Annotated in this window: 15 protein-coding genes; 5 read left to right on the forward strand and 10 right to left on the reverse strand. The window is 64.2% G+C overall.

What is annotated here, in order from left to right; translation table 11 throughout:
- The 7 genes from ACODTW_RS27060 to ACODTW_RS27090 form a co-directional block, all read right to left on the reverse strand.
- Window positions 1-1,390, reverse strand: a 1,390-nt coding sequence (locus tag ACODTW_RS27060; RefSeq protein ID WP_488949281.1) for a ParB/RepB/Spo0J family partition protein, incomplete at its 3' end; no start/stop codon positions are given.
- A gap of 112 nt (window positions 1,391-1,502) precedes the next feature.
- Window positions 1,503-2,699, reverse strand: coding sequence for a DUF932 domain-containing protein (locus ACODTW_RS27065; RefSeq protein WP_488949282.1), 1,197 nt, complete (start codon window positions 2,697-2,699; stop codon window positions 1,503-1,505).
- Between the two features lie 92 nt (window positions 2,700-2,791).
- Window positions 2,792-3,280 (reverse strand): thermonuclease family protein, encoded by a 489-nt coding sequence (locus tag ACODTW_RS27070; RefSeq protein ID WP_488949283.1) that lies wholly within the window; start codon window positions 3,278-3,280, stop codon window positions 2,792-2,794.
- Between the two features lie 400 nt (window positions 3,281-3,680).
- A complete protein-coding gene (lpdA, locus tag ACODTW_RS27075) occupies window positions 3,681-5,084 on the reverse strand; it encodes a dihydrolipoyl dehydrogenase (protein ID WP_488949284.1) in 1,404 nt (467 codons plus the stop codon).
- Window positions 5,081-6,325: a dihydrolipoamide acetyltransferase family protein gene (locus ACODTW_RS27080; RefSeq protein WP_488949285.1), complete on the reverse strand. Its 1,245-nt coding sequence runs from the start codon at window positions 6,323-6,325 to the stop codon at window positions 5,081-5,083. The genes lpdA and ACODTW_RS27080 overlap by 4 nt, the downstream gene beginning before the upstream one ends.
- Window positions 6,326-6,327: 2 nt before the next feature.
- Window positions 6,328-7,341, reverse strand: coding sequence for an alpha-ketoacid dehydrogenase subunit beta (locus ACODTW_RS27085; protein WP_488949286.1), 1,014 nt, complete (start codon window positions 7,339-7,341; stop codon window positions 6,328-6,330).
- 2 nt (window positions 7,342-7,343) lie between these two features.
- Window positions 7,344-8,630, reverse strand: a complete 1,287-nt coding sequence (locus tag ACODTW_RS27090; protein WP_488949287.1) for a thiamine pyrophosphate-dependent enzyme — start codon at window positions 8,628-8,630, stop codon at window positions 7,344-7,346.
- A gap of 140 nt (window positions 8,631-8,770) precedes the next feature.
- Between ACODTW_RS27090 and ACODTW_RS27095 the strand changes: the two genes are divergently transcribed.
- Window positions 8,771-9,535, forward strand: coding sequence for an SDR family oxidoreductase (locus tag ACODTW_RS27095; RefSeq protein ID WP_488949288.1), 765 nt, complete (start codon window positions 8,771-8,773; stop codon window positions 9,533-9,535).
- Window positions 9,532-10,080, forward strand: a complete 549-nt coding sequence (locus ACODTW_RS27100) for a gamma carbonic anhydrase family protein (protein ID WP_488949289.1) — start codon at window positions 9,532-9,534, stop codon at window positions 10,078-10,080. The genes ACODTW_RS27095 and ACODTW_RS27100 overlap by 4 nt, the downstream gene beginning before the upstream one ends.
- Window positions 10,081-10,144: 64 nt before the next feature.
- Here ACODTW_RS27100 and ACODTW_RS27105 read toward each other — a convergent pair whose 3' ends face one another.
- Together ACODTW_RS27105 and ACODTW_RS27110 are read right to left on the reverse strand one after the other, a co-directional pair.
- Window positions 10,145-11,161, reverse strand: coding sequence for a hypothetical protein (locus ACODTW_RS27105; RefSeq protein ID WP_488949290.1), 1,017 nt, complete (start codon window positions 11,159-11,161; stop codon window positions 10,145-10,147).
- A gap of 86 nt (window positions 11,162-11,247) precedes the next feature.
- Entirely contained in the window at window positions 11,248-12,015 is a 768-nt protein-coding gene (locus ACODTW_RS27110; RefSeq protein ID WP_488949291.1) for an SDR family NAD(P)-dependent oxidoreductase, read from the reverse strand.
- A 231-nt stretch (window positions 12,016-12,246) separates the two neighbouring features.
- Here ACODTW_RS27110 and ACODTW_RS27115 point away from each other — a divergent pair, with 231 nt between their 5' ends.
- Window positions 12,247-12,675, forward strand: coding sequence for a putative quinol monooxygenase (locus tag ACODTW_RS27115; protein WP_488949292.1), 429 nt, complete (start codon window positions 12,247-12,249; stop codon window positions 12,673-12,675).
- A 54-nt stretch (window positions 12,676-12,729) separates the two neighbouring features.
- On the opposite strand, the gene ACODTW_RS27120 is transcribed toward ACODTW_RS27115, so the two are convergent.
- Window positions 12,730-13,476 carry a GntR family transcriptional regulator gene (locus ACODTW_RS27120; RefSeq protein ID WP_488949293.1) on the reverse strand — a complete coding sequence of 249 codons (747 nt, stop codon included), beginning with the start codon at window positions 13,474-13,476 and terminating at the stop codon, window positions 12,730-12,732.
- A 292-nt stretch (window positions 13,477-13,768) separates the two neighbouring features.
- Between ACODTW_RS27120 and ACODTW_RS27125 the strand changes: the two genes are divergently transcribed.
- Window positions 13,769-15,967: a TonB-dependent receptor gene (locus ACODTW_RS27125; RefSeq protein ID WP_488949294.1), complete on the forward strand. Its 2,199-nt coding sequence runs from the start codon at window positions 13,769-13,771 to the stop codon at window positions 15,965-15,967.
- A gap of 69 nt (window positions 15,968-16,036) precedes the next feature.
- Window positions 16,037-18,175 carry a TonB-dependent receptor gene (locus tag ACODTW_RS27130; protein WP_488949295.1) on the forward strand — a complete coding sequence of 713 codons (2,139 nt, stop codon included), beginning with the start codon at window positions 16,037-16,039 and terminating at the stop codon, window positions 18,173-18,175.
- Window positions 18,176-18,181: the final 6 nt, after the last annotated feature.

The raw sequence follows: 18,181 nt of genomic DNA on the forward strand, positions 1-18,181 counted from the left end.
GGGCATCGCGCAGGGCCAGGGTCCGATAGGCCGTCAGTTCCATCACCAGCCGTTCCGGCAGCGGCTTCAACCCCTCGTCTTCCGGTTCAGGCTCCTGGCTGACGGAGCCGCCGGTATGGGCCACATGGGCGGCGGCCGGGACGCGGGCCCCCTCCGCATCGCTGCCTTCCTCGGCGGGAGAAGCTTGCGGTGGCGCCGGTTCTTCGACGCGCAGTTCATCCTCCGGCCGGACATAACCGCGTTCAACCCGCAGCAGCCCGTCCGACCCAATGCTGACATAGCAGCCGGCCCGCTCGATCTCTTCCGGATCGTAGCGCACGGGCCGCTGTTCCAGCACGGCGATCTCGCGGGAAATGGCCGTCAGCAGCTGATCCACCTCCTCGGAAATCTCGCCATCATCGTCATGCTCCTGGGCCAGCCGGTCATATTCATCCTGTAGCTCGGCGTAGCGGGCCTCCTCCTGCTCCGTGCGGGCGACCACCTCGCCCCGCAGGCGGCGCTGGCCGGCGGCATGGCCGTAGAGGAAGTCGGTATCGACCTCCATCCATTTCCAACCCTCCTCCATCACCGCCTCGGCGGCCCTGGCCAGCCTCGAAGCCGCCAACCGTTCCAGCAGCGGCACATCGCCCAGCCAGCCGCCATCGTCGGGCGTGAACAGGTCGCGCATCACCGGCCCACCGGCAGCGACATAGGCATCCAGCCCCACGAACTGCGCCCGTTTGTCATGGGCCGGGATGCTACCGGCCGTCAGCGCCCGGCGGATGTGATAGGGTTCGCGCTGCCAGGGCTGGGTCAAGGAAGCCCATACCTGTTCCTGGTGTTCATGGTTGTTGCTGACGCTGAAGGCCATCACCATTTCCAGCGTCATGCCGTCCTCGGCATAGAGATCCAGCAGCTTCGGCGACACCGAGGCTAGGCGGAGCCGCTGCTTGACCACGGCGGGTGTGATGAAGAACCGGGCGGCGATGTCCTCCTCGCTGAGGCCCTTGTCGCGCAGGGTCTGGAAGGTACGGAACTGGTCCAGCGGGTGCAGCGCCACCCGTTGCAGGTTCTCGGCCAGGCTGTCCTCCTCACCCAGCCCCCCGGTACGGATGACGCAGGGAATAGGCGCGGTGCGGGAGAGGCGCTTCTGCTTGACCAGCAGTTCCAGCGCCCGGTAGCGGCGCCCGCCCGGCGTCACCTCGTAGATCCCCGTCTCCTTGCCCTCGGCATCCAGCCGCGGGCGGACAGGCAGGCAATGCAGCAGGGTGCGGTTGGCAATGTCCTCCGCCAGGTCGGCGATGGACACACCAGCCTTGACCTTGCGGACATTGGCCTGGGACAGGACCAGCTTGTTGAAGGGAATGTCCTGGGACCGGCTCAGGACGATCTTGGCGGTGGTGGCAGCCATGGTGTTTCTCCACGACGGGCCGGTGGAAGCCTCTCTCCCACCTGGCAGCCCGTCGCCAAGCCCCCTGCCCTCCTCTGCCTCGAGACGCCCGGAGCCGCTCTCCGGCCACCGGTCAGGCCACCCGGTCCAGCAGCTTCCTGGCCCGCCCCTCCATCTCCAATCTGGCATCCTGGTGGGGTTTGTCGCGGGCCACGGCCGTAATGCCCTGCACGAAATCGAAGATGCTCGCCGGCTTGCGGCCCTCCTCGGCCAGTACCGTCTCGATGATCTTGCCCGTCTCCGCCTTGGAGAAGCCGCGCTTGCGCAGGAATTCCGACCGGTCGTCATCATCGCGGGCGACGATCTGCTCCCGCGCCGCCTTGATGCCGTTGATGAAGGGCATAGGCGAGGAGTCGGCGAAACGTGTCAGGGCCGGTGCTGCCTCATGGGCAAAGCGGGACGGGGCATATTTGGAATGCCGTATGGCAATCTCCTGGAAATCCTCGGCGCCCCAGATATTCCGATTCTGACACACAGCCCGCAGATAGAAGCTGGCCATGCCGAGGGTCTTGGCGCCCACCTCGCTGTTCCAGCAATAGAAGCCGCGGAAATAAAGATCCGGCGAACCGTCCGGCAGCCTTCCCGCCTCGATGGGGTTCAGATCGTCAACAAGGAACAGAAAGACGTCCCTGTCGGAGGCGTACAGTGTCGTCGTGTCCCGCGTAACGTCCACGCGCGGATTATAGACGCCCGTCGACCAGTCCAGCACGCCCGGCACCTTCCAACGCGTATCCCCCGTGCCGTTGCCGGCGATGCGCTGTACCGCCTCGACCAGTTCATGATCGAAGATGCGGCCATAATCGGGGCCGGTGACGGCGCGCAGTTCGGTGCGGCCGTCTTCGATTTCCAGCGTCTTGACCTGCTCGCCCCGGTGCGAGGTCAGACCGTACTGCAGATTGATCCCGGCCAGTGCCGCCGGAAGCTGCCGCAGATAGGCGGCCGGCGCGCCCACCAGGCTGGAAAGCTGACCAAAGCTCCAATGCGTGGGCGCCACGGGCTGGTCGCTGCCCGGCAGCAGCAGGGACAGTTTCTCGGGATTGTCACTCCTCGCCTCCACGCGGATGTCGGCGCTGGGCAGGGTCCGGGTCCGGCTGCGCTCGGTCCGCGACCGGACGGAAGCGTAGAGATCCGACAGGGACAGGAAACGTTGATCATCGGGCCGCGAGAACCATTCCGAGGACACGCGGCCGATCCGCTGTCCACGGGTCACGTCCACCTTGTAGCCGCCCCTCCGGTCGGGGGCAGCGTCGAGGATTTCTACTTGGGTCATGGCACATCATCTCCAGGACGGGCGCCGGAAGCCTCTCCTCCGGCTGTGGCCCGTCACCCGGAAATCCGTCCCACCTCTGACTCTCCACCCTTTCACCCCGCACACTTGTCGGTCGGTGTCGGTGGAACGAACCCGCCCCGCCACAGGCCCGAGGCCAGGAACCGGGCATTGTTCTCCCAATTGCTGAGGTCCTCCCGGCCGAAACGGCAGGCCAATGCCCAGCCGCCACGGACCATGCGCTCCGACAGGGACGTGCCGCCGACGAAGCAGTCGGACAGGTCGGCGCTGCCGGGATGAGGCCGACAAAATACAGGCGTGCCGGTCACCAGTTCCCGCAAGCCCTGGACGGCCTCCTGCCCGCAGGGCCAGGTCGTGCCTTTACGGTCGACACAGTGCTGGTCGAGCAATGGCGGCACGATGCCGGCCAGACGGTGCCGGGTACCGGCGATCTCCAGAACGCCTGCGTCAAGGACCGTCGCCGCTCCCTCCTGCTCGGTACGGCCCTTGGGCCATAGCATGAGGGCGCCCGCGCCAATCCCGATCAGGATCAGCACCGGCAACGCGATCTTGAACAGTTTCATGGCAAAGCCTCCTTCAGATCAGGATGACGGTTTCAAAACCGACCGGCTGGCCTTCTTTCCGCCTCAGGGATCGGCTCACCCGTCCCGAGCCGGCCTCTGTCTCGTCCCCTCCGACCACTCACCTCCGCCCGGATAGCAGATCCCGATATCCGCCCCGTATCAGCCTCTGGGTATGCAGGCGTAGATAGCCGGAGCGACCTGCCCAGTTCCCCCGTACCGTTGGCAGCGGTGGCAGCCATGGGGTTTTCTCCATGACGGGTGGTGAAAGCCTCGCTCCCGCCATGAAGCCCCCCGCCCTCCTCGGCCTCTTTGCCACGCGAACCGACCTCCACCTTCAGCCACGGCGCCCGGTCCAGCAGTCCATCACCCACGCCTCAGCTACAGGCGCATACTGGGCGGTTCAGATATGGATCGCATGGCCCAGCCCCTTCAGGGCGGCTTCATGGAAAGCTTCACCCAAGGTGGGATGGGCGTGGATGGTGCCGGCTATGTCCTCCAGCACCGCGCCCATCTCAACAGCCAGCCCGAAACCCGCCGCAAGTTCCGAGACGTACTGCCCAACCGCCTGGATGCCGAGGATGCGGTGATCGTCCTTTCGGGCGACGACGCGAACGAACCCGCCATACTGTCCGGCATCCACCGACAAGGTCCGGCCATTGGCCTGGAAAGGGAAGGTCGAGATGATGACATCCGCCTTGGTTGAAGCCTCTTCCGGCCCTAGGCCCACGCTGACAATTTCGGGTTCCGTAAAGCAGATGGCGGGAATGGCGGCGGGATCGAAATGGCGGCGCTTTCCAGCAATGATTTCCGCCACCATTTCCCCCTGTGCCGACGCCTTGTGCGCCAGCATCGGCTCCCCCACGAGATCACCGATGGCCCAGACGTTCCGCGTCGAGGTGGCGCAGCGATCGTCGACACGGATAAAACGGCCCTCCAGCGCCACGGCCATCTCTTCCAGGCCCCAGCCCTCCAGCGCGGGCCGGCGGCCCACCGTCACCAATATCCTGTCGGCAGCCAACGACAGGGCTTCCCCCATCGCCGTCTCGATATCCAGCCCGCTTCCGTCTTTGGAAACACCAAGCGCACGGGCTCCCAGGTGCAGCACGACCCCATGTGCAGCCAACCAGCGACGGACCGGTTCCACCAGCCTGTCGTCATAGATCGGCAGGATGCGGTCCTGCGCCTCCACGATGTTCACCTCCACGCCCAGTTTGCGTAGCGCGATGCCGAGTTCGAGCCCGATATAGCCGGCCCCGACGATGACGAGCTGGCGGGGCAGCTCCGGCAGGGACAGCACCTCGGTGGATGAGATGACAGGGCCGCCGAACGGCAAGGATGGCAATTCCACGGGCACCGATCCCGTGGCGAGAATGACATGCTCGGTCTTGATGATGAGGTTACCTGCGGTGGTGGCCACATGGCAGGTCTTGGCGTCGGAGAACCGCCCCCATCCCTGCACGACCTTGACCTTGCTGCGCCTCAACAGCCCGGCCACACCGCCATTCAACTGATCGACAATGCCATCCTTCCAGCGCACGGTTTCGGTAAAGTCGAGTTGCGGCGGCGCAGCTAGGCGGATGCCGAAACGCGCGCTTTGTGCCGCGCTGGCCATGGCCGCGTATTGTCCGGCGGCATGGATGAGCGCCTTTGAGGGAATGCAGCCCCGGATCAGACATGTGCCGCCCAGCCTGTCTGCTTCCACCAGCACCGTGTCGAGGCCCAGCTGCCCGCAGCGGACGGCCGCGACATAGCCGCCCGGTCCGCCGCCGATGACCAGCACCCTGGTCGTGAGAATGTCGGTCATGTGCGATCCATGAACAGAAGGGCCGGCCGTTCGATCAGGCGCTTCAGGCCCTGGATGAACCGAGCGGCGTCATAGCCATCAACGATGCGATGGTCGAAGGACGAGGAGACATTCATCATGCTCCGGACGGCGACACGACCCGCCCGGACCACCGGCCGCTCGACCAGCTTGTTGGGACCGATGATCGCCACCTCCGGATGGTTGATCACCGGGGTGGCCGAGATGCCGCCCAGGACACCCAGGCTGGTCAGGGTGATGGTGGAGCCTGTCAGTTCCTCCCGCTTGGCGCTGCCGTCGCGGGCGGCGGCGGTGATGCGTGCCAGCTCGCGGGCGCAATCCCACAGACCCAGCGCTTCGACATGGCGGACCACGGGCACCATCAGCCCGCCCGGGGTCTGGGTGGCGATGCCGACATGCACACCCTCATGGACACGCAGGATGCCAGCCTCGTCATCATATCGGGCGTTGATCTGCGCGAAGTCGGGCAGCAACCTCACCAGGGCCTGCATGAAGAAGGGCAGCAGGGTCAGCCGGGGCTGGTCGGCCCGGCGCGCTTCGTTTAATTCCTGGCGTAGCCCCTCCAATTCGGTGAGGTCGAATTCCTCGACATACCCGAAATGTGGGATGCGCTGCTTCGCTTCCTGCATCTTCTCGGCGATCCGGCGACGCAGGCCGATGATACTGACCTCCGTCACACCGATGAGCCCGGCCGATGCCGGTGTCGGGCTAGCACCACCTTGACGGATATAAGTATCAAGGTCCTGGGGCGTGATGCGCCCGGCAGGCCCTGTTCCCGGTACGAACTGCAGGGGGATGCCCAACTCATGGGCCCGCCGGCGCGTGGACGGTGCAGCCAGCAGCGCGGCACCAGCAGGACGGTTGGCAGCAACCGGTTCCGGATTTCCCGAAACCTGGGGCGGCGGCACCGGTGCAGGTTCCGGTACCCGTACCGGTCGGGCCGACTCCGACGCAATGATGGGTCGTGCGGCATCCACATCGCCATCGACATCCAACTCGACCAGTACCGATCCCACTGGCACGCGTTGGCCAAGTCCGCCATGCACGACCAAAACGCGCCCCGCCACTGGCGAGGTCATCTCCACCGTGGCCTTGTCAGTCATCATGTCGACCAGCATCTGATCTTCGTCGACACAATCTCCGACCCGCACATGCCAGGCAACGATCTCGGCTTCGGCTACACCCTCTCCAATGTCGGGAAGGCGGAAAAGAAATTGTCCCATGATCAGGCCTCCAGTACGCGCCGCATGGCAGCGATCACCCGGGCCGGCCCAGGGAAGTAGTCCCATTCGAAAGCATGCGGATAGGGCGTGTCCCACCCGGCCACACGCTGGATGGGTGCTTGCAGGTGGTAGAAGCACCGTTCCTGCACCAGGGCCGACAGTTCGGCCCCAAAACCGGCATAACGCGATGCCTCGTGCACGATGACCAGCCGACCAGTCTTGCGCACCGATGCGACGATGCTGTCGATGTCGAGCGGTACGATGCTGCGCAGGTCGATCAATTCAGCGTCGATGCCGCTCTCCGTGATGGCGGATAGCGCCACATGCACCATGGTGCCGTATGCCAGCACGGTAACGTCCGAACCGGCGCGGATCGTCGCCGCCTTGCCCAGCGGGATGGTGTAGTGGCCCTCCGGCACCTCGCTGGCGGGATGCTTCGACCAGGGCTGGACCGGCTGGTCGTGACGTCCGTCGAACGGGCCGTTATAGATGCGCTTGGGTTCCAGGAAGATCACCGGATCATCGTCCTCGATGGCGGCGATCAGCAATCCCTTGGCATCGTGGGGCGTGGAGGGGATGACGGTCTTCAGGCCGGAAACATGGGCGAAGATCGCTTCGGGGCTGGAACTGTGGGTCTGCCCGCCGAAGATGCCACCGCCATAGGGGGAGCGCACGGTGATGGGTGACCAGAATTCCCCGCCGGACCGGTATCGCAGCCGCGCCGCCTCCGACACAAGCTGATCATAGGCCGGCAAGATGTAGTCGGCGAACTGGATTTCCACGACGGGCCGTAGGCCGTAAGCGCCCATGCCGATGGCCGTGGCGACGATGCCGCCCTCAGATATGGGTGCATCGAAGCAGCGGGTCAGGCCGTGCTTGGCCATCAGCCCGTCGGTGGCGCGGAACACGCCGCCGAAATAGCCCACATCCTCGCCGAAGATCAGCACGTCCGGATCGCGGGCCAGCATGGTGTCGAGGGCGGAGTTGATCGCCTGGATCATGTTCATCACAGCCATGGTCAGACCCCCAGTTCCTGCCGCTGCTCGATGAGCCGCCAGTCGGGCGCCTTGTAGACACCTTCGAACATTTCCCGCTTGCTGGGCGGGTTGACACCCAGCGTGCCCACCGCCTCGCCGGCCTTGGCGGCGGCACGCACCACCTCCTTCAATTCCGTCTCCAGGACCGCGTGCCGGGCATCGGACCATTCGCCAAGGCCGATCAGATGTTCCTTCAGTCGGGTGATCGGATCGCCCAGTGGCCAATGGGCCGCCTCGTCGGGCGGCCGGTACTTGGTCGGGTCATCGCTGGTGGAATGGCCGGCGGCGCGATAGGTCACGAACTCGATCAGCGTGGCGCCGTGGTTGCCGCGCGCCCGCTCCGCCGCCCATTGCGTCGCCGCATAGACGGCCAGGAAATCATTGCCGTCGACCCGCAGGCCCGGCAGGCCATAGCCCAGGGCGCGGGCGGCGAATGTCGTCTCCTCGCCGCCAGCAATCCCCTGGAAGGTGGAGATCGCCCATTGATTGTTGGTGACACAGAGGATGACGGGGGCGTGATAGACGGCGGCAAAGGTCAGCGCTTCATGGAAATCGCCCTCCGCCGTGGTGCCCTCGCCAATGTAGGAGATGGCAATCCTGTCGTCCCCCTTATAGGCCGACGCCATCGCCCAGCCCACGGCATGGCCGAAACGGCTGCCGACATTGCCAGATAGTGAATAGAAGCCGTAGGCCCTTGCCGAATAAAGGATGGGGAGTTGCCGCCCCTTCAGCGGATCGGCGGCATTGGAGAATATCTGGTTGACCAGGTCGATCAGCGGATATTCCCGCGCCATCAAGTAGCTGAGGATGCGGTACGTGGGAAAGCACATGTCGTCCCGGCCCAGCGCCATGGACGGTGCCGCCCCCAGCGCCTCCTCCCCCGTCGATTTCATGAAAAACGAGGTCTTGCCCTGGCGATGCGCCTGGAACATGCGCTCATCGAACTGTCGGGTCAGCAGCATGACCCGCAGGCCCCGGCGCAGGGTTTCCGGATCAAGGCGGGGGTCCCAGGACCCGACGGCCCGACCCGCATCATCCAGGACGCGCACCAGCCCGAACGGCATGTCCCGTATCTCCGCCTCCCCGGCCAGGACATCCGGTCGGCGGGTTTCGCCGGCGCCGGGCAGCGACAGGTTGCTGAAATCCGGTCGGTCGCCCGGCCGAGCGCGCGGTACGGGCACATGCAGCTTCAACGGCGGCCGGTTCGGCGCTTCCGCATGATGCACATGCCCGTCGGCCGCCCCGGCCGAAGGAGGAGAGGCAATCATATTCGTATATTCTCCGATTTTAATCGATCTTATGCGATTGACATGCATAAATCTTCGATGATTCATGATGGATGTCAAGAACGGATGCATGCTGTGAAAGCGAAAGCCGGGCGGCGTCGCAGGACAAGGGAGAATGTGGGATGCAGATGAACAGGGTAGTGGTGACGGCCGGTGCTTCCGGCATCGGCCTGGCGACGGTGCGGCGTTTCCGTGCCGCCGGTGCGCGTGTTGCGATCTGCGATATCAGCCAGACTGCAATCGATGGGGCCATCGCGGAATGTCCCGATCTTGTCGGGCGCGTGGTCGATGTTGCCGACGAAAGCCAGGTGATGGCCTTCTTCGCGGAGGTCGAGCAATTGTTCGGTGGCATCGACACGGTCGTCAACAATGCGGGCATCGCCGGCGCACAGGCTGCGATAGAGGAGACGGAAGCCGAGGCCTGGAAACGGTCGTTCGACGTGAACGTCCATGGGGCCTTCTATCTGATCAAGGCCGTCACCCCCTTCATGCGGCAACGGGGAGCCGGCGCCATCGTCAATATCTCCACAGGCTCGGTGACGACGCTACCGCGCGGCCGGGCCGACTACATCGCCTCGAAATGGGCGCTGGAGGGGTTGACGCGGGCCGCCGCCCGGGAACTGGGGCCGGCCGGCATCCGGGTCAACGCCATCCGCCCGGGCTTCGTGGACAGCGCGCGCATGCGCGGCATTCTGACGGCGAAGGGGCAGGCGGAAGGCAAGACGCTCCAGGAGGTGGAAGCCGTCTTCCTGGACTATATCTCCATGCGGACCAAGGTCCAACCCGACGAGATCGGCGACATGGCCGTGTTCCTCGGCTCGCCGGCGGCACGGCATGTGACCGGACAGATCATTTCCGTCGATGGCAATATCGAGTGGGAGGCATGATGTACGGCAAGTCCACGCGCGGGCGTCTCTTCCGGCTCGGCCCGCACCGCCCCCTGCTGGCGAACGACGTCTTCATCGCCCCCGGCACCCATATCGTCGGCGATGTCGAAATCGGTGCCGAGGCCAGCATCTGGTTCAACTGCGCGATACGCGGGGATGTGGCACCGATCCGCATCGGCGCGCGCAGCAACATCCAGGACGGGTCCGTGATCCATGCCGATCCCGGACAACCGACCAGCATCGGGTCCGATGTCCTGGTCGGCCACATGGCGCTCATCCATGGATGCACCATCCAGGACCGCGGCTTCGTCGGCATGGGGGCCATCGTAATGTCGGGCGCGGTGATCGAAAGCGACGGCATGCTGGCGGCCGGTGCCATGCTGACCGGGGGAAAGACAATCCTGTCGGGCCAGCTCTGGTCCGGCCGGCCGGCGAAATACCTGCGGGACCTGAATGAGGAGGAGATCGCGGGCCTGCGCGAGGGCAGCGCCCACTACCACCGCAATGCCCGCCATTTCCGGGAGAACATGTATCTGGCGTCGTAGTCCACGGCGGCAGGCCCTGGCTGCATCGTGGCAGCCAGGGCCTCGCTTGGTCCCCCGATTCCGTTTACAGCACCGGTTCCGCACCGAAAATATGGGCGACCATGTCGGGCGAATAGTTCTGCCAATAGGCGCTGTCCAGATATTGCCGGATGCGGAACACCTTGCCCGCCCTCAGGAAGAATATCTTCAGGACGCGCGTGCTGAACAGAATGTCGGGCCTGATGATCGAGGTGCCGCTCAGCGTTTCCTCGATGACCACGCGGTTTTCCTCCGCCGTAATGCTGGTGACCTCGCGCTTCAACCCGCCAGGGAAGATATCCGCCTCCCGCAAGCACGCCGTCGCCACCTCTTCCCTTCCATGCAGCGACCGCCCCAGGATCGGGGTGTTCACCAGATCGACCTCGTTCGACACCATCACGTTGTCGGACAGGGCGTCGAGCATGTGGGGTGTGCCCCACCCATCGATCATGCCTGACACCAGTGCCTTGTTCGCTGCGGTCTCGTCCGTGGCCGCGAAGGAGCTGGGCTGTCCCAGGTCCATGGCCGGCGTGCGGAACAGCCAACTCGCCCCCCAGGCGAAATTGGCCGCGGCATCGTTGCCGGCGCGGCCGTTAAGGAACGCCTTGGTGAATTCCGCGATCTGCGACCCGAAGGAAACCAGATAGGCCGTGTCGGTATATTCGCGGACCGCGATGACCTTGCCATTCCTGAAATCGAAGATCTTGACGCTATGGAAATTATGCTCGGTGTCCCGCCGAAAGATGTTGCGACCCCCATGCGTCAGGTACTCGCAGACCACGCGGTCACCTTCGGCAGTGATGCTTTTCAGCGCCCGCGTGTTGCCGTCGGGATAGACGGCCTTCAGCGCCTCGCCGGTCAGCCGGTTCTGCTCCAGGAACGACATGCCCGTCCGGCGGTCGGTCTTCTCCTCGCCCGGCGCCATCTGTCCACGAATGGGCGCCACTTGGTAATCGACCATGTGCCCGAACTGGTAGTCGGGTTCGTAGAACCCGTAGGCCGTCTCGCAGAACAGGTCGTCCATCAGCAGCCGGGCAATGTGCTTGTTCTCTTCCACTGCCATATCTGTCTTTCTCCCTGGCATTGCCGTGTTCATTCACCGTCGAGTGCCAGCGGCCACCTGTAATGGCCGCTGGCATTGTCGCCGGGTCACATCCCCGCCGAAAACCCTTCATCGATGAGGACGGTCGATCCGTGCATCGCCCGCGCCTCGTCGCTGAGCAGATAAAGGGCCAAGCTGGCGATGTCGTCGGGATCGGAATAGACATTGCCGCTGGGTGTGCGCGCGGTCATGGCATCCAGCATCGGCTTGAACGACGGGTCGGTACGGATGTTCTGGTTGATCGGCGTGGCGGTGTTCCCCGGCGCGATGGCGTTGATGTTGATGCCAGCCGGCGCCAGTTCCAGCGCCAATGCCCGCGTCATCATCGACACGCCCGCCTTCGTCGCGCAATAGAGCGAGTAGCCGGTCACGCCTAGCAGGGCCGCCACCGACGCAATGTTCACGATCTTGCCATACCCTTGCGCCTTCATGTGAGGGGCAGCAGCATTGATGGCATTGAACGGCCCCTTCAGGTTGATATCGATGATGCGGGCCACATCGGCTTCCGCCGCCTCGCCGATGGGCGTGGGGAAGAATACGCCCGCACAATTGACCAGGATATCAAGGCGACCTTCGGCCTCGATGATGTGGTCGATCACCGCCGCGATCTCAGCCGCGTTGCGGACGTCCGCCGCGTGGCCTGCCGCCCGGCCGCCCGCCGCAATGATGCGATCGGCTACCTGCTGTGCCTTGGCGCGGTCGCTGCTGGCCACCAGCGCCACGCCGGCCCCTTCCGCCGCCAAGCGCTCGCCGATGCGCGCACCGATACCCTGCGACCCACCCGTTACCAATGCGATCTTTCCTGCAAACCTCACCACACCCTCCCATTCATATCAGCGGATATAATGGTAGATGATAGCGAGATTCCGGGATAAAACCAGATGAATCATCGAAGATTCTGCAGTTCAGTCTCATGCTGGGCCGAAGCAGGGTTGACGCCCGGGTCATGATATACGAAGATATTGGCATATAAGCCGAACATCGCTGCTTATATCGCGCCTAATACCGAATATATAGCGCAACCCGCTGCCGCCGGAATCGGTCGGATGAGCGCATCATCTCGAAAACCACACATCGCAGGAGGATTCAAGGCTATGGATCGACGGACATTTCTCGCCACGTCAGGAACCGCCCTGGCAGCCATCGCACCTGCGGCGGCGATGGCGCAATCCCAGGGAAAGGGCGAGGGCGGCGACCGCATCTTCGTCCTGATCGAAATCCAGGCCGTGCCCGGCATGGAGGACAAGATTCGTCAGACCTTCGTCCACACGATCCAGACTTCGCACAAGCCGGGCATTCTCAGCGCGCAGATCTTCGAACATTTCGGCGAGCCTGGCCGGTTCTATAGCTTGCAGGAATGGGAGAGCGAAGCGGCCTTCCGCGAACACATGAGCGGCAGCCGCGAAGGACTGGACAGCCATATGCCGATGCTCAAGGGCCACCCGTCGCTGACCATCCTGAAGCATCTGGGCTGAAGTCCACACATCCCGGGTCAGGGCCAGCCTGACCCGGGATGTGTGCGAAACCCGTCACGCACCACTGGAGGACCGGCGCTTGCGGCGGCCCTTGACCATCTTGGCCTCGGCGTCCCGAACCAGCCCGATCGACCATTCCGCGTGGAAGCGCATAATCACCGCCGCTGCGGCACCGTCGCCCGCCAGCACCGCCTCATGCATGCGCCGGTAGTTGCCGACATACCCGTCGATATTGCTCTGCACGTCGATCAGGTCGGCCAAGTAGCGGTCCCAATAAGGGGTGCCCAGCCGTTCCAGCGCCATGCTGACATAGGGATTGCCGCCGATTTCGTTGGCCGCGAAGTGCCAGGCATTGAGCCGCAGCAGTAGCTCGATCGGCGGCACGTTCCCCGCCCCCTCGCGGATCAGATTGAACCGTTCGATCAGCGGTGCCGGATCGGCACCCTCCGCGATGGCCCTGGCAGCCAGACTGACCCCGACGCTGCTGATGGACTCCAGCACCCGCCACAGGTCGCAGACCTCTTCCGGCGTCATCGGCCGGATGATGGCGCCCCGATCGGGTAGCAGCTCCAGCACCCCGCGCCCGGAAAGAACGCTCAGCGCCTCGCGCACCGGCGCGGCACTCAGCTGTAGGGCAGCGGCGATCCGCGCAGCATTCACCCGTCCGCCGGGCACCAGACGCCCGGCATCCATTTCAGCCAGGATGTGGTCGAGGACACGCTCGGTGGCCGGAATCCGCCGCTCACCATCGCGGGAAGCCTCCCCGCCCTCGGCTTTCTCACCGGCTTTTGACAGCACCATGTTCCCTTGCCTCCCCTGCATTCATGGCCGGCGCACTAAAGCACTTATCTGCGAAGTTGTGAAGCCGGACGCCCAAATTAGGACTTGACTGACCCAAAATCATCGAACATTCTCGATATTAACAGCGATCAATCCTCACAAAAAGCACTTTTCTCCGACGATCATAACAGGGAGATCGGACGGGGAAGGCAGATGGGGCGCTGTCGGGCAGGCCGCCGGACCGGTCGCTCAATCGAAGAAAGCAGGGAGCCGGGCGGACGCCCGCAATTCCAAGGCCAGAAGGGTAAATGGCATGAACAGGCAATTGTTGGCTTTTGCCTTGGCGGGATCGTCCGCCTTGGCGTTCACGGCCTCCGCGGCCGCCCAGAACAGTTCAATCGCGAGCCAGCCGGGGACCGACAGCAGCATCGTGCTGGAGGAGATCGTCGTCACCGCGACGAAGCGGCTGGAGCGTCTTCAGGATGTTCCCTTCGCCATCTCGGCGGTGACGGCCGATACGCTGACCCGGCAGGGCGAGGTCAAGCTGGCCGATATCAGTGCGCGCGTGCCCGGATTGCAGATCAGCGACCAGTCGGTCACCAGCAAGCAATCCTCCATTGTCATCCGCGGCCTGTCCGGTGCCGGCAACGGCAACCCGACGGCCGCGATCTATCTGGACGATGCGCCGCTGAATGCCAGCACCTATTTCGGCAATGGCATCGGCGTGCCGGACCTTGATCCCGGCGACCTGGCCCGCATCGAAGTCCTGAAGGGACCGCAGGGCACGCTCTATGGCGCTACCAGCCTAGGCGGCCTAGTGAAATACATCACCCGCGCCCCGGACTATGATGAATATTCTGCCCGCGTGGAGGCAAGCGCCACCAGCGTCGAGGAAGGCGAATGGGGCTATGCGTTGCGTGGCCGCATCAACGCCCCACTGGCCGATAACGCGGCCATCACCGCCAGCGGCTTCCGGCGGTGGGATGCGGGCTATATCGACGATCCCAGCCGGGGCCGCTCCAACATCAATGGCGGCGACCAGTATGGCGGCCGCCTGGCCCTGGGCATGGAGCCGGCGGAGAATGTGCAGGTCACTATCGCCGCCATCCACCAACGCCAGAAGACGGACGGCTCGGGCACGATCTATATCAATCTCGCCACCGGCCTGCCCGTCGGGGGCGACCTGGAGCAGAACATCATTCCCGGCGGCGGGAGCAGCGATGCACGCTCGACCATCGTGACCGGCGTGGCGAAGATCGATTTCGACGATTTCAGTGTCACCTCCGCCAGCAGCTATATTTCCCGCCAGTTCAATTTCGCCAGCGACCTGTCCAACCTGCTGGGTCCGGCCCTGCCGGCCGGCACCGGCGGACTGTATCGGTCGCAGACGCGCAACGAGAAGGCGACACAGGAATTGCGGGTCAGTTCCAGCTCGGGAACGGACTTCATCGGCTGGCAGGCGGGTCTCTTCTACACGTCGGAGGACAATGAGCTTCACCAGAATATCGATCTGGTGCTGCCCGCCACGGGCGCTTCCATCCCTGTCCAGCCCGTCATCACGAAGATCGACCTGCCGTCGGACTACAAGGAGATTGCAGGTTCGGGCACGGTGACCCTGCGCTTCACACCGGAGTTCGATGTCGAAGGCGGTGCCCGCTACAGCCACAACAAGCAGAATTCCGTGCAGACAGTACAGCGCGGTACGACGATCTCCGCCATTCCGGGAGACTCTTCGGAAGGCAAAACGACCTTCTCGTTGAACGCGCGCTACCGTCCGTCGCGCGACCTGACGCTTTATTCGCGCATCGCCAGCGGCTTCCGCCCCGGCGGACCCAATGTTGGCCAATCGGGCGACAAGGCGACCTATGGATCGGACAGCGTCATCAGCTACGAGGCTGGCGCCAAAGGCGCCACGCTGGACGGGCTGCTCACCTTCGATCTGTCGGCCTTCTATGTCGACTGGTCGAACATCCAGCTGCTGGGCAACGACCCCGTGACGGGCATCCAATATTTCAGCAATGCCGGCAAGGCCCGCAGCAAGGGGCTGGAGGGCGCCATCGTGCTGACGCCAGTGGAAGGCCTCAGCATCGACGCCAACCTCGCCTATACGGATGCCTACCTCATCGATCCGTTCACATTGGTCGGCACCTATGCGCTGGCCCATTCGCCGCTGCCCTTCTCGCCCAAATGGGCCTGGCATGCGGGTGCCGAATACGGGTTCGACCTTGATGCCGACTGGCGGGCGCGGGCCGGCGCCGCCTTTCGCCACGTCGGCAAGCGCGCCAGTTTCTACGAGACGACGGCCGCCATCCCGCGGGTGATGCTGCCCTCCTACGACAGTGTGGATTTCACCCTGGGCGTGGAGAAGGAGACGGTCGAGGTGAACCTCTTTCTGCGCAATGCCTTCGACAAGCGGGCCATCGTCAGCACAGGCCAAGCGTTCAGGACCCTAAGGCTCGCGGCGGTCAACCAGCCGCGCACCTTCGGCATCTCGGTCACAGGCAAATTCTAAAGCAGCGCCTGCCGGATCACCACGGCCAAGGCGCACCAAAAACGAACAGGGACAAAAGAGGGCAGCACGATGAAGAAGAATATGATCAGGCCGGCTGGCATCCTGCTGACGGCAACGATGCTGACGCCATGGCCGGCGTCGGCCCAGTCGACGGGATCCGCGACGCCACAGGCCGAAAGCGCCAGCCAGGAATTGCTGGGCGAGATCGTGGTGACGGCACAGAAACGTGCGGAAGTGCTGCGCAGTGTGCCGCTCGCCATCTCCGCCATTTCCAGCGAGGGGCTGGAGACACGCGGCATCGCCACCATCAACGACCTGGGCCGCCAGGCGCCCGGCCTATCGATGGCGGAACGGCAGAACCATGTTCCCAACGTGGTTCTGCGCGGCGTGGGCTCCTACGGCTTCGTCGAGGGTGTGGGCTTCTATGTCGATGACGTCCAGAACTACACCGACAAGACCATGCGCCTGGAAGACCTGGAGCGGGTCGAAATCCTGAAGGGACCGCAAGGCACCCTGTTCGGCGGCAGCAGCCTGGGCGGTGCCGTCCGCTACATCTCCAAACGCCCGACCTTCGACACGTCCATGGAGTTCAAGGGCGATCTTTCCCTCTCCAACTCCTACCAGAGCGCCTACGCCAACGCGAATGCGCCCGTCAGCGACGTCGTGGCGATGCGCGTTTCGGGTTACCGGACGCATGACGAGGGCTTCAACAAGGACGACAACCTGAAGAGCTCGACCAGCGAGATGCGAGAATACGGGCTGCGCGGCCAGGTGCTGTACGAACCCAGCGAGGATTTCTCGGCCCTGCTGACCGCGCGCTACCGGAACTTCGACGGGGCCTATGCCGGCTATTCCCGGCAGAACAGCATCGACGAGGTCCACACCCACACGTCGTTGTCTTTCAAGCCCAACTACAAGACGGAGACCTACGGGTTCGTGGGCCAGGTCAACTATGATTTCGGCGCTGCGGAGCTGACCTCGCTCAGTTCCTATACGCACCAGAAGACCGACTACATCGTTGATGGCGACTATACGGCCACCCCTGCCGTGAAGGGCCAGGCCGATGGCCGTCCGGGTGAGGTCCTTACCCAGGAACTGCGCCTGACATCGGAGAAGGGGGAGCGCTTCGACTGGATCGGCGGCCTCTATGCCTCGCTGCGCCGCAATGTCGGCAATCAGGTCTCGCCGCTTTCCATCACCGCCGGGCCGGCCTTCATCAATCCCTACACCGACCAGTCGAGCCGGCATGTCGACTATGCCGGCTTCGGCAGCGCCAACCTCTATATGGGTGATTTCACCCTGACAGGCGGCGCCCGCCTGATGCGCACCATCTACAAACAGCATTCCCTGGTCGTGAAGGGCGCCCCGGTGACCGCCGGCAGCCGCCTGACCGTGGCGGATACCGTGGTGCTGCCCAAGGCCTCGCTCTCCTACACGACCGAGGGCAACACGCTGCTATACGCCACGGTCGCGCAAGGGTACGAGCCGGGCAAGGTCGATGCCTCCGAACGCCCGCCCGTGCCGTACAAGCCTGAGACCGACTGGACCTACGAACTGGGCGTCAAGGGCGACCTGGGCCGGGATTTCTATTACGAGCTTTCCGCCTTCTATATCGACAGCAGCGACCGCCAGGGCGAAAGCATCATCTTCACGCCCGGCGCCACGGTGGCCAGCAAGCGCATCACCAATATCGGCCCCGCTCGCAGCCTGGGGGCAGAGGCCGTAGCACGCTGGCAGCCCGTGGAAGATCTCAACCTGGAGGCCTCGCTTTCCTACCTGGATGCGGAATGGACCAGGAACGCCACCTTCAATCGTGTCGCGCTGAAAGGCCGGCAAATCCCCAACGCGTCGCGCTGGAGCGCCAATGTCGCCGCCACCTATTCGGTGCCGGTGTCGGAAGAGCTTGAACTGGGACTGCATGCCGACGCGGCCTACAAGGGCAGCTTCCCGTGGCAGTTGACCTATGATCCGGTCTCCAACCGCAATCCCGGATATTGGCTGGTCAATGCCCGTGTCTCGTTAGGCACGATCTCCGATGCGTGGGAGCTTTCCGCGCGCGTCGATAACGTCTTCAACGAGCACTACTTCACCGAATTCTTCCCGCAGCAGCTGGGAGCACAGGCCGCCGACGGCAGCTGCGTGGGATGCCATCTCGCCGCGACGGGGGGCTTGCGCCGTGTCGTCGTCTCGATGGGCCTGAAGTTCTGACGTCTC

The organism is Niveispirillum sp. FG148 (genome assembly GCF_057809655.1).

Excerpts from the sequence above, each read along its gene's own strand:
- ACODTW_RS27065 (WP_488949282.1), bottom strand. The coding sequence starts at position 2,699 with ATGACCCAAGTAGAAATCCTCGACGCTGCCCCCGACCGGAGGGGCGGC.
- lpdA (WP_488949284.1), bottom strand. The coding sequence starts at position 5,084 with ATGACCGACATTCTCACGACCAGGGTGCTGGTCATCGGCGGCGGACCG.
- ACODTW_RS27120 (WP_488949293.1), bottom strand. The coding sequence starts at position 13,476 with ATGGTGCTGTCAAAAGCCGGTGAGAAAGCCGAGGGCGGGGAGGCTTCC.
- ACODTW_RS27130 (WP_488949295.1), top strand. The coding sequence starts at position 16,037 with ATGAAGAAGAATATGATCAGGCCGGCTGGCATCCTGCTGACGGCAACG.
- ACODTW_RS27080 (WP_488949285.1), bottom strand. The coding sequence starts at position 6,325 with ATGGGACAATTTCTTTTCCGCCTTCCCGACATTGGAGAGGGTGTAGCC.
- ACODTW_RS27125 (WP_488949294.1), top strand. The coding sequence starts at position 13,769 with ATGAACAGGCAATTGTTGGCTTTTGCCTTGGCGGGATCGTCCGCCTTG.
- ACODTW_RS27085 (WP_488949286.1), bottom strand. The coding sequence starts at position 7,341 with ATGGCTGTGATGAACATGATCCAGGCGATCAACTCCGCCCTCGACACC.
- ACODTW_RS27100 (WP_488949289.1), top strand. The coding sequence starts at position 9,532 with ATGATGTACGGCAAGTCCACGCGCGGGCGTCTCTTCCGGCTCGGCCCG.
- ACODTW_RS27090 (WP_488949287.1), bottom strand. The coding sequence starts at position 8,630 with ATGATTGCCTCTCCTCCTTCGGCCGGGGCGGCCGACGGGCATGTGCAT.
- ACODTW_RS27115 (WP_488949292.1), top strand. The coding sequence starts at position 12,247 with ATGAGCGCATCATCTCGAAAACCACACATCGCAGGAGGATTCAAGGCT.
- ACODTW_RS27095 (WP_488949288.1), top strand. The coding sequence starts at position 8,771 with ATGCAGATGAACAGGGTAGTGGTGACGGCCGGTGCTTCCGGCATCGGC.
- ACODTW_RS27070 (WP_488949283.1), bottom strand. The coding sequence starts at position 3,280 with ATGAAACTGTTCAAGATCGCGTTGCCGGTGCTGATCCTGATCGGGATT.
- ACODTW_RS27105 (WP_488949290.1), bottom strand. The coding sequence starts at position 11,161 with ATGGCAGTGGAAGAGAACAAGCACATTGCCCGGCTGCTGATGGACGAC.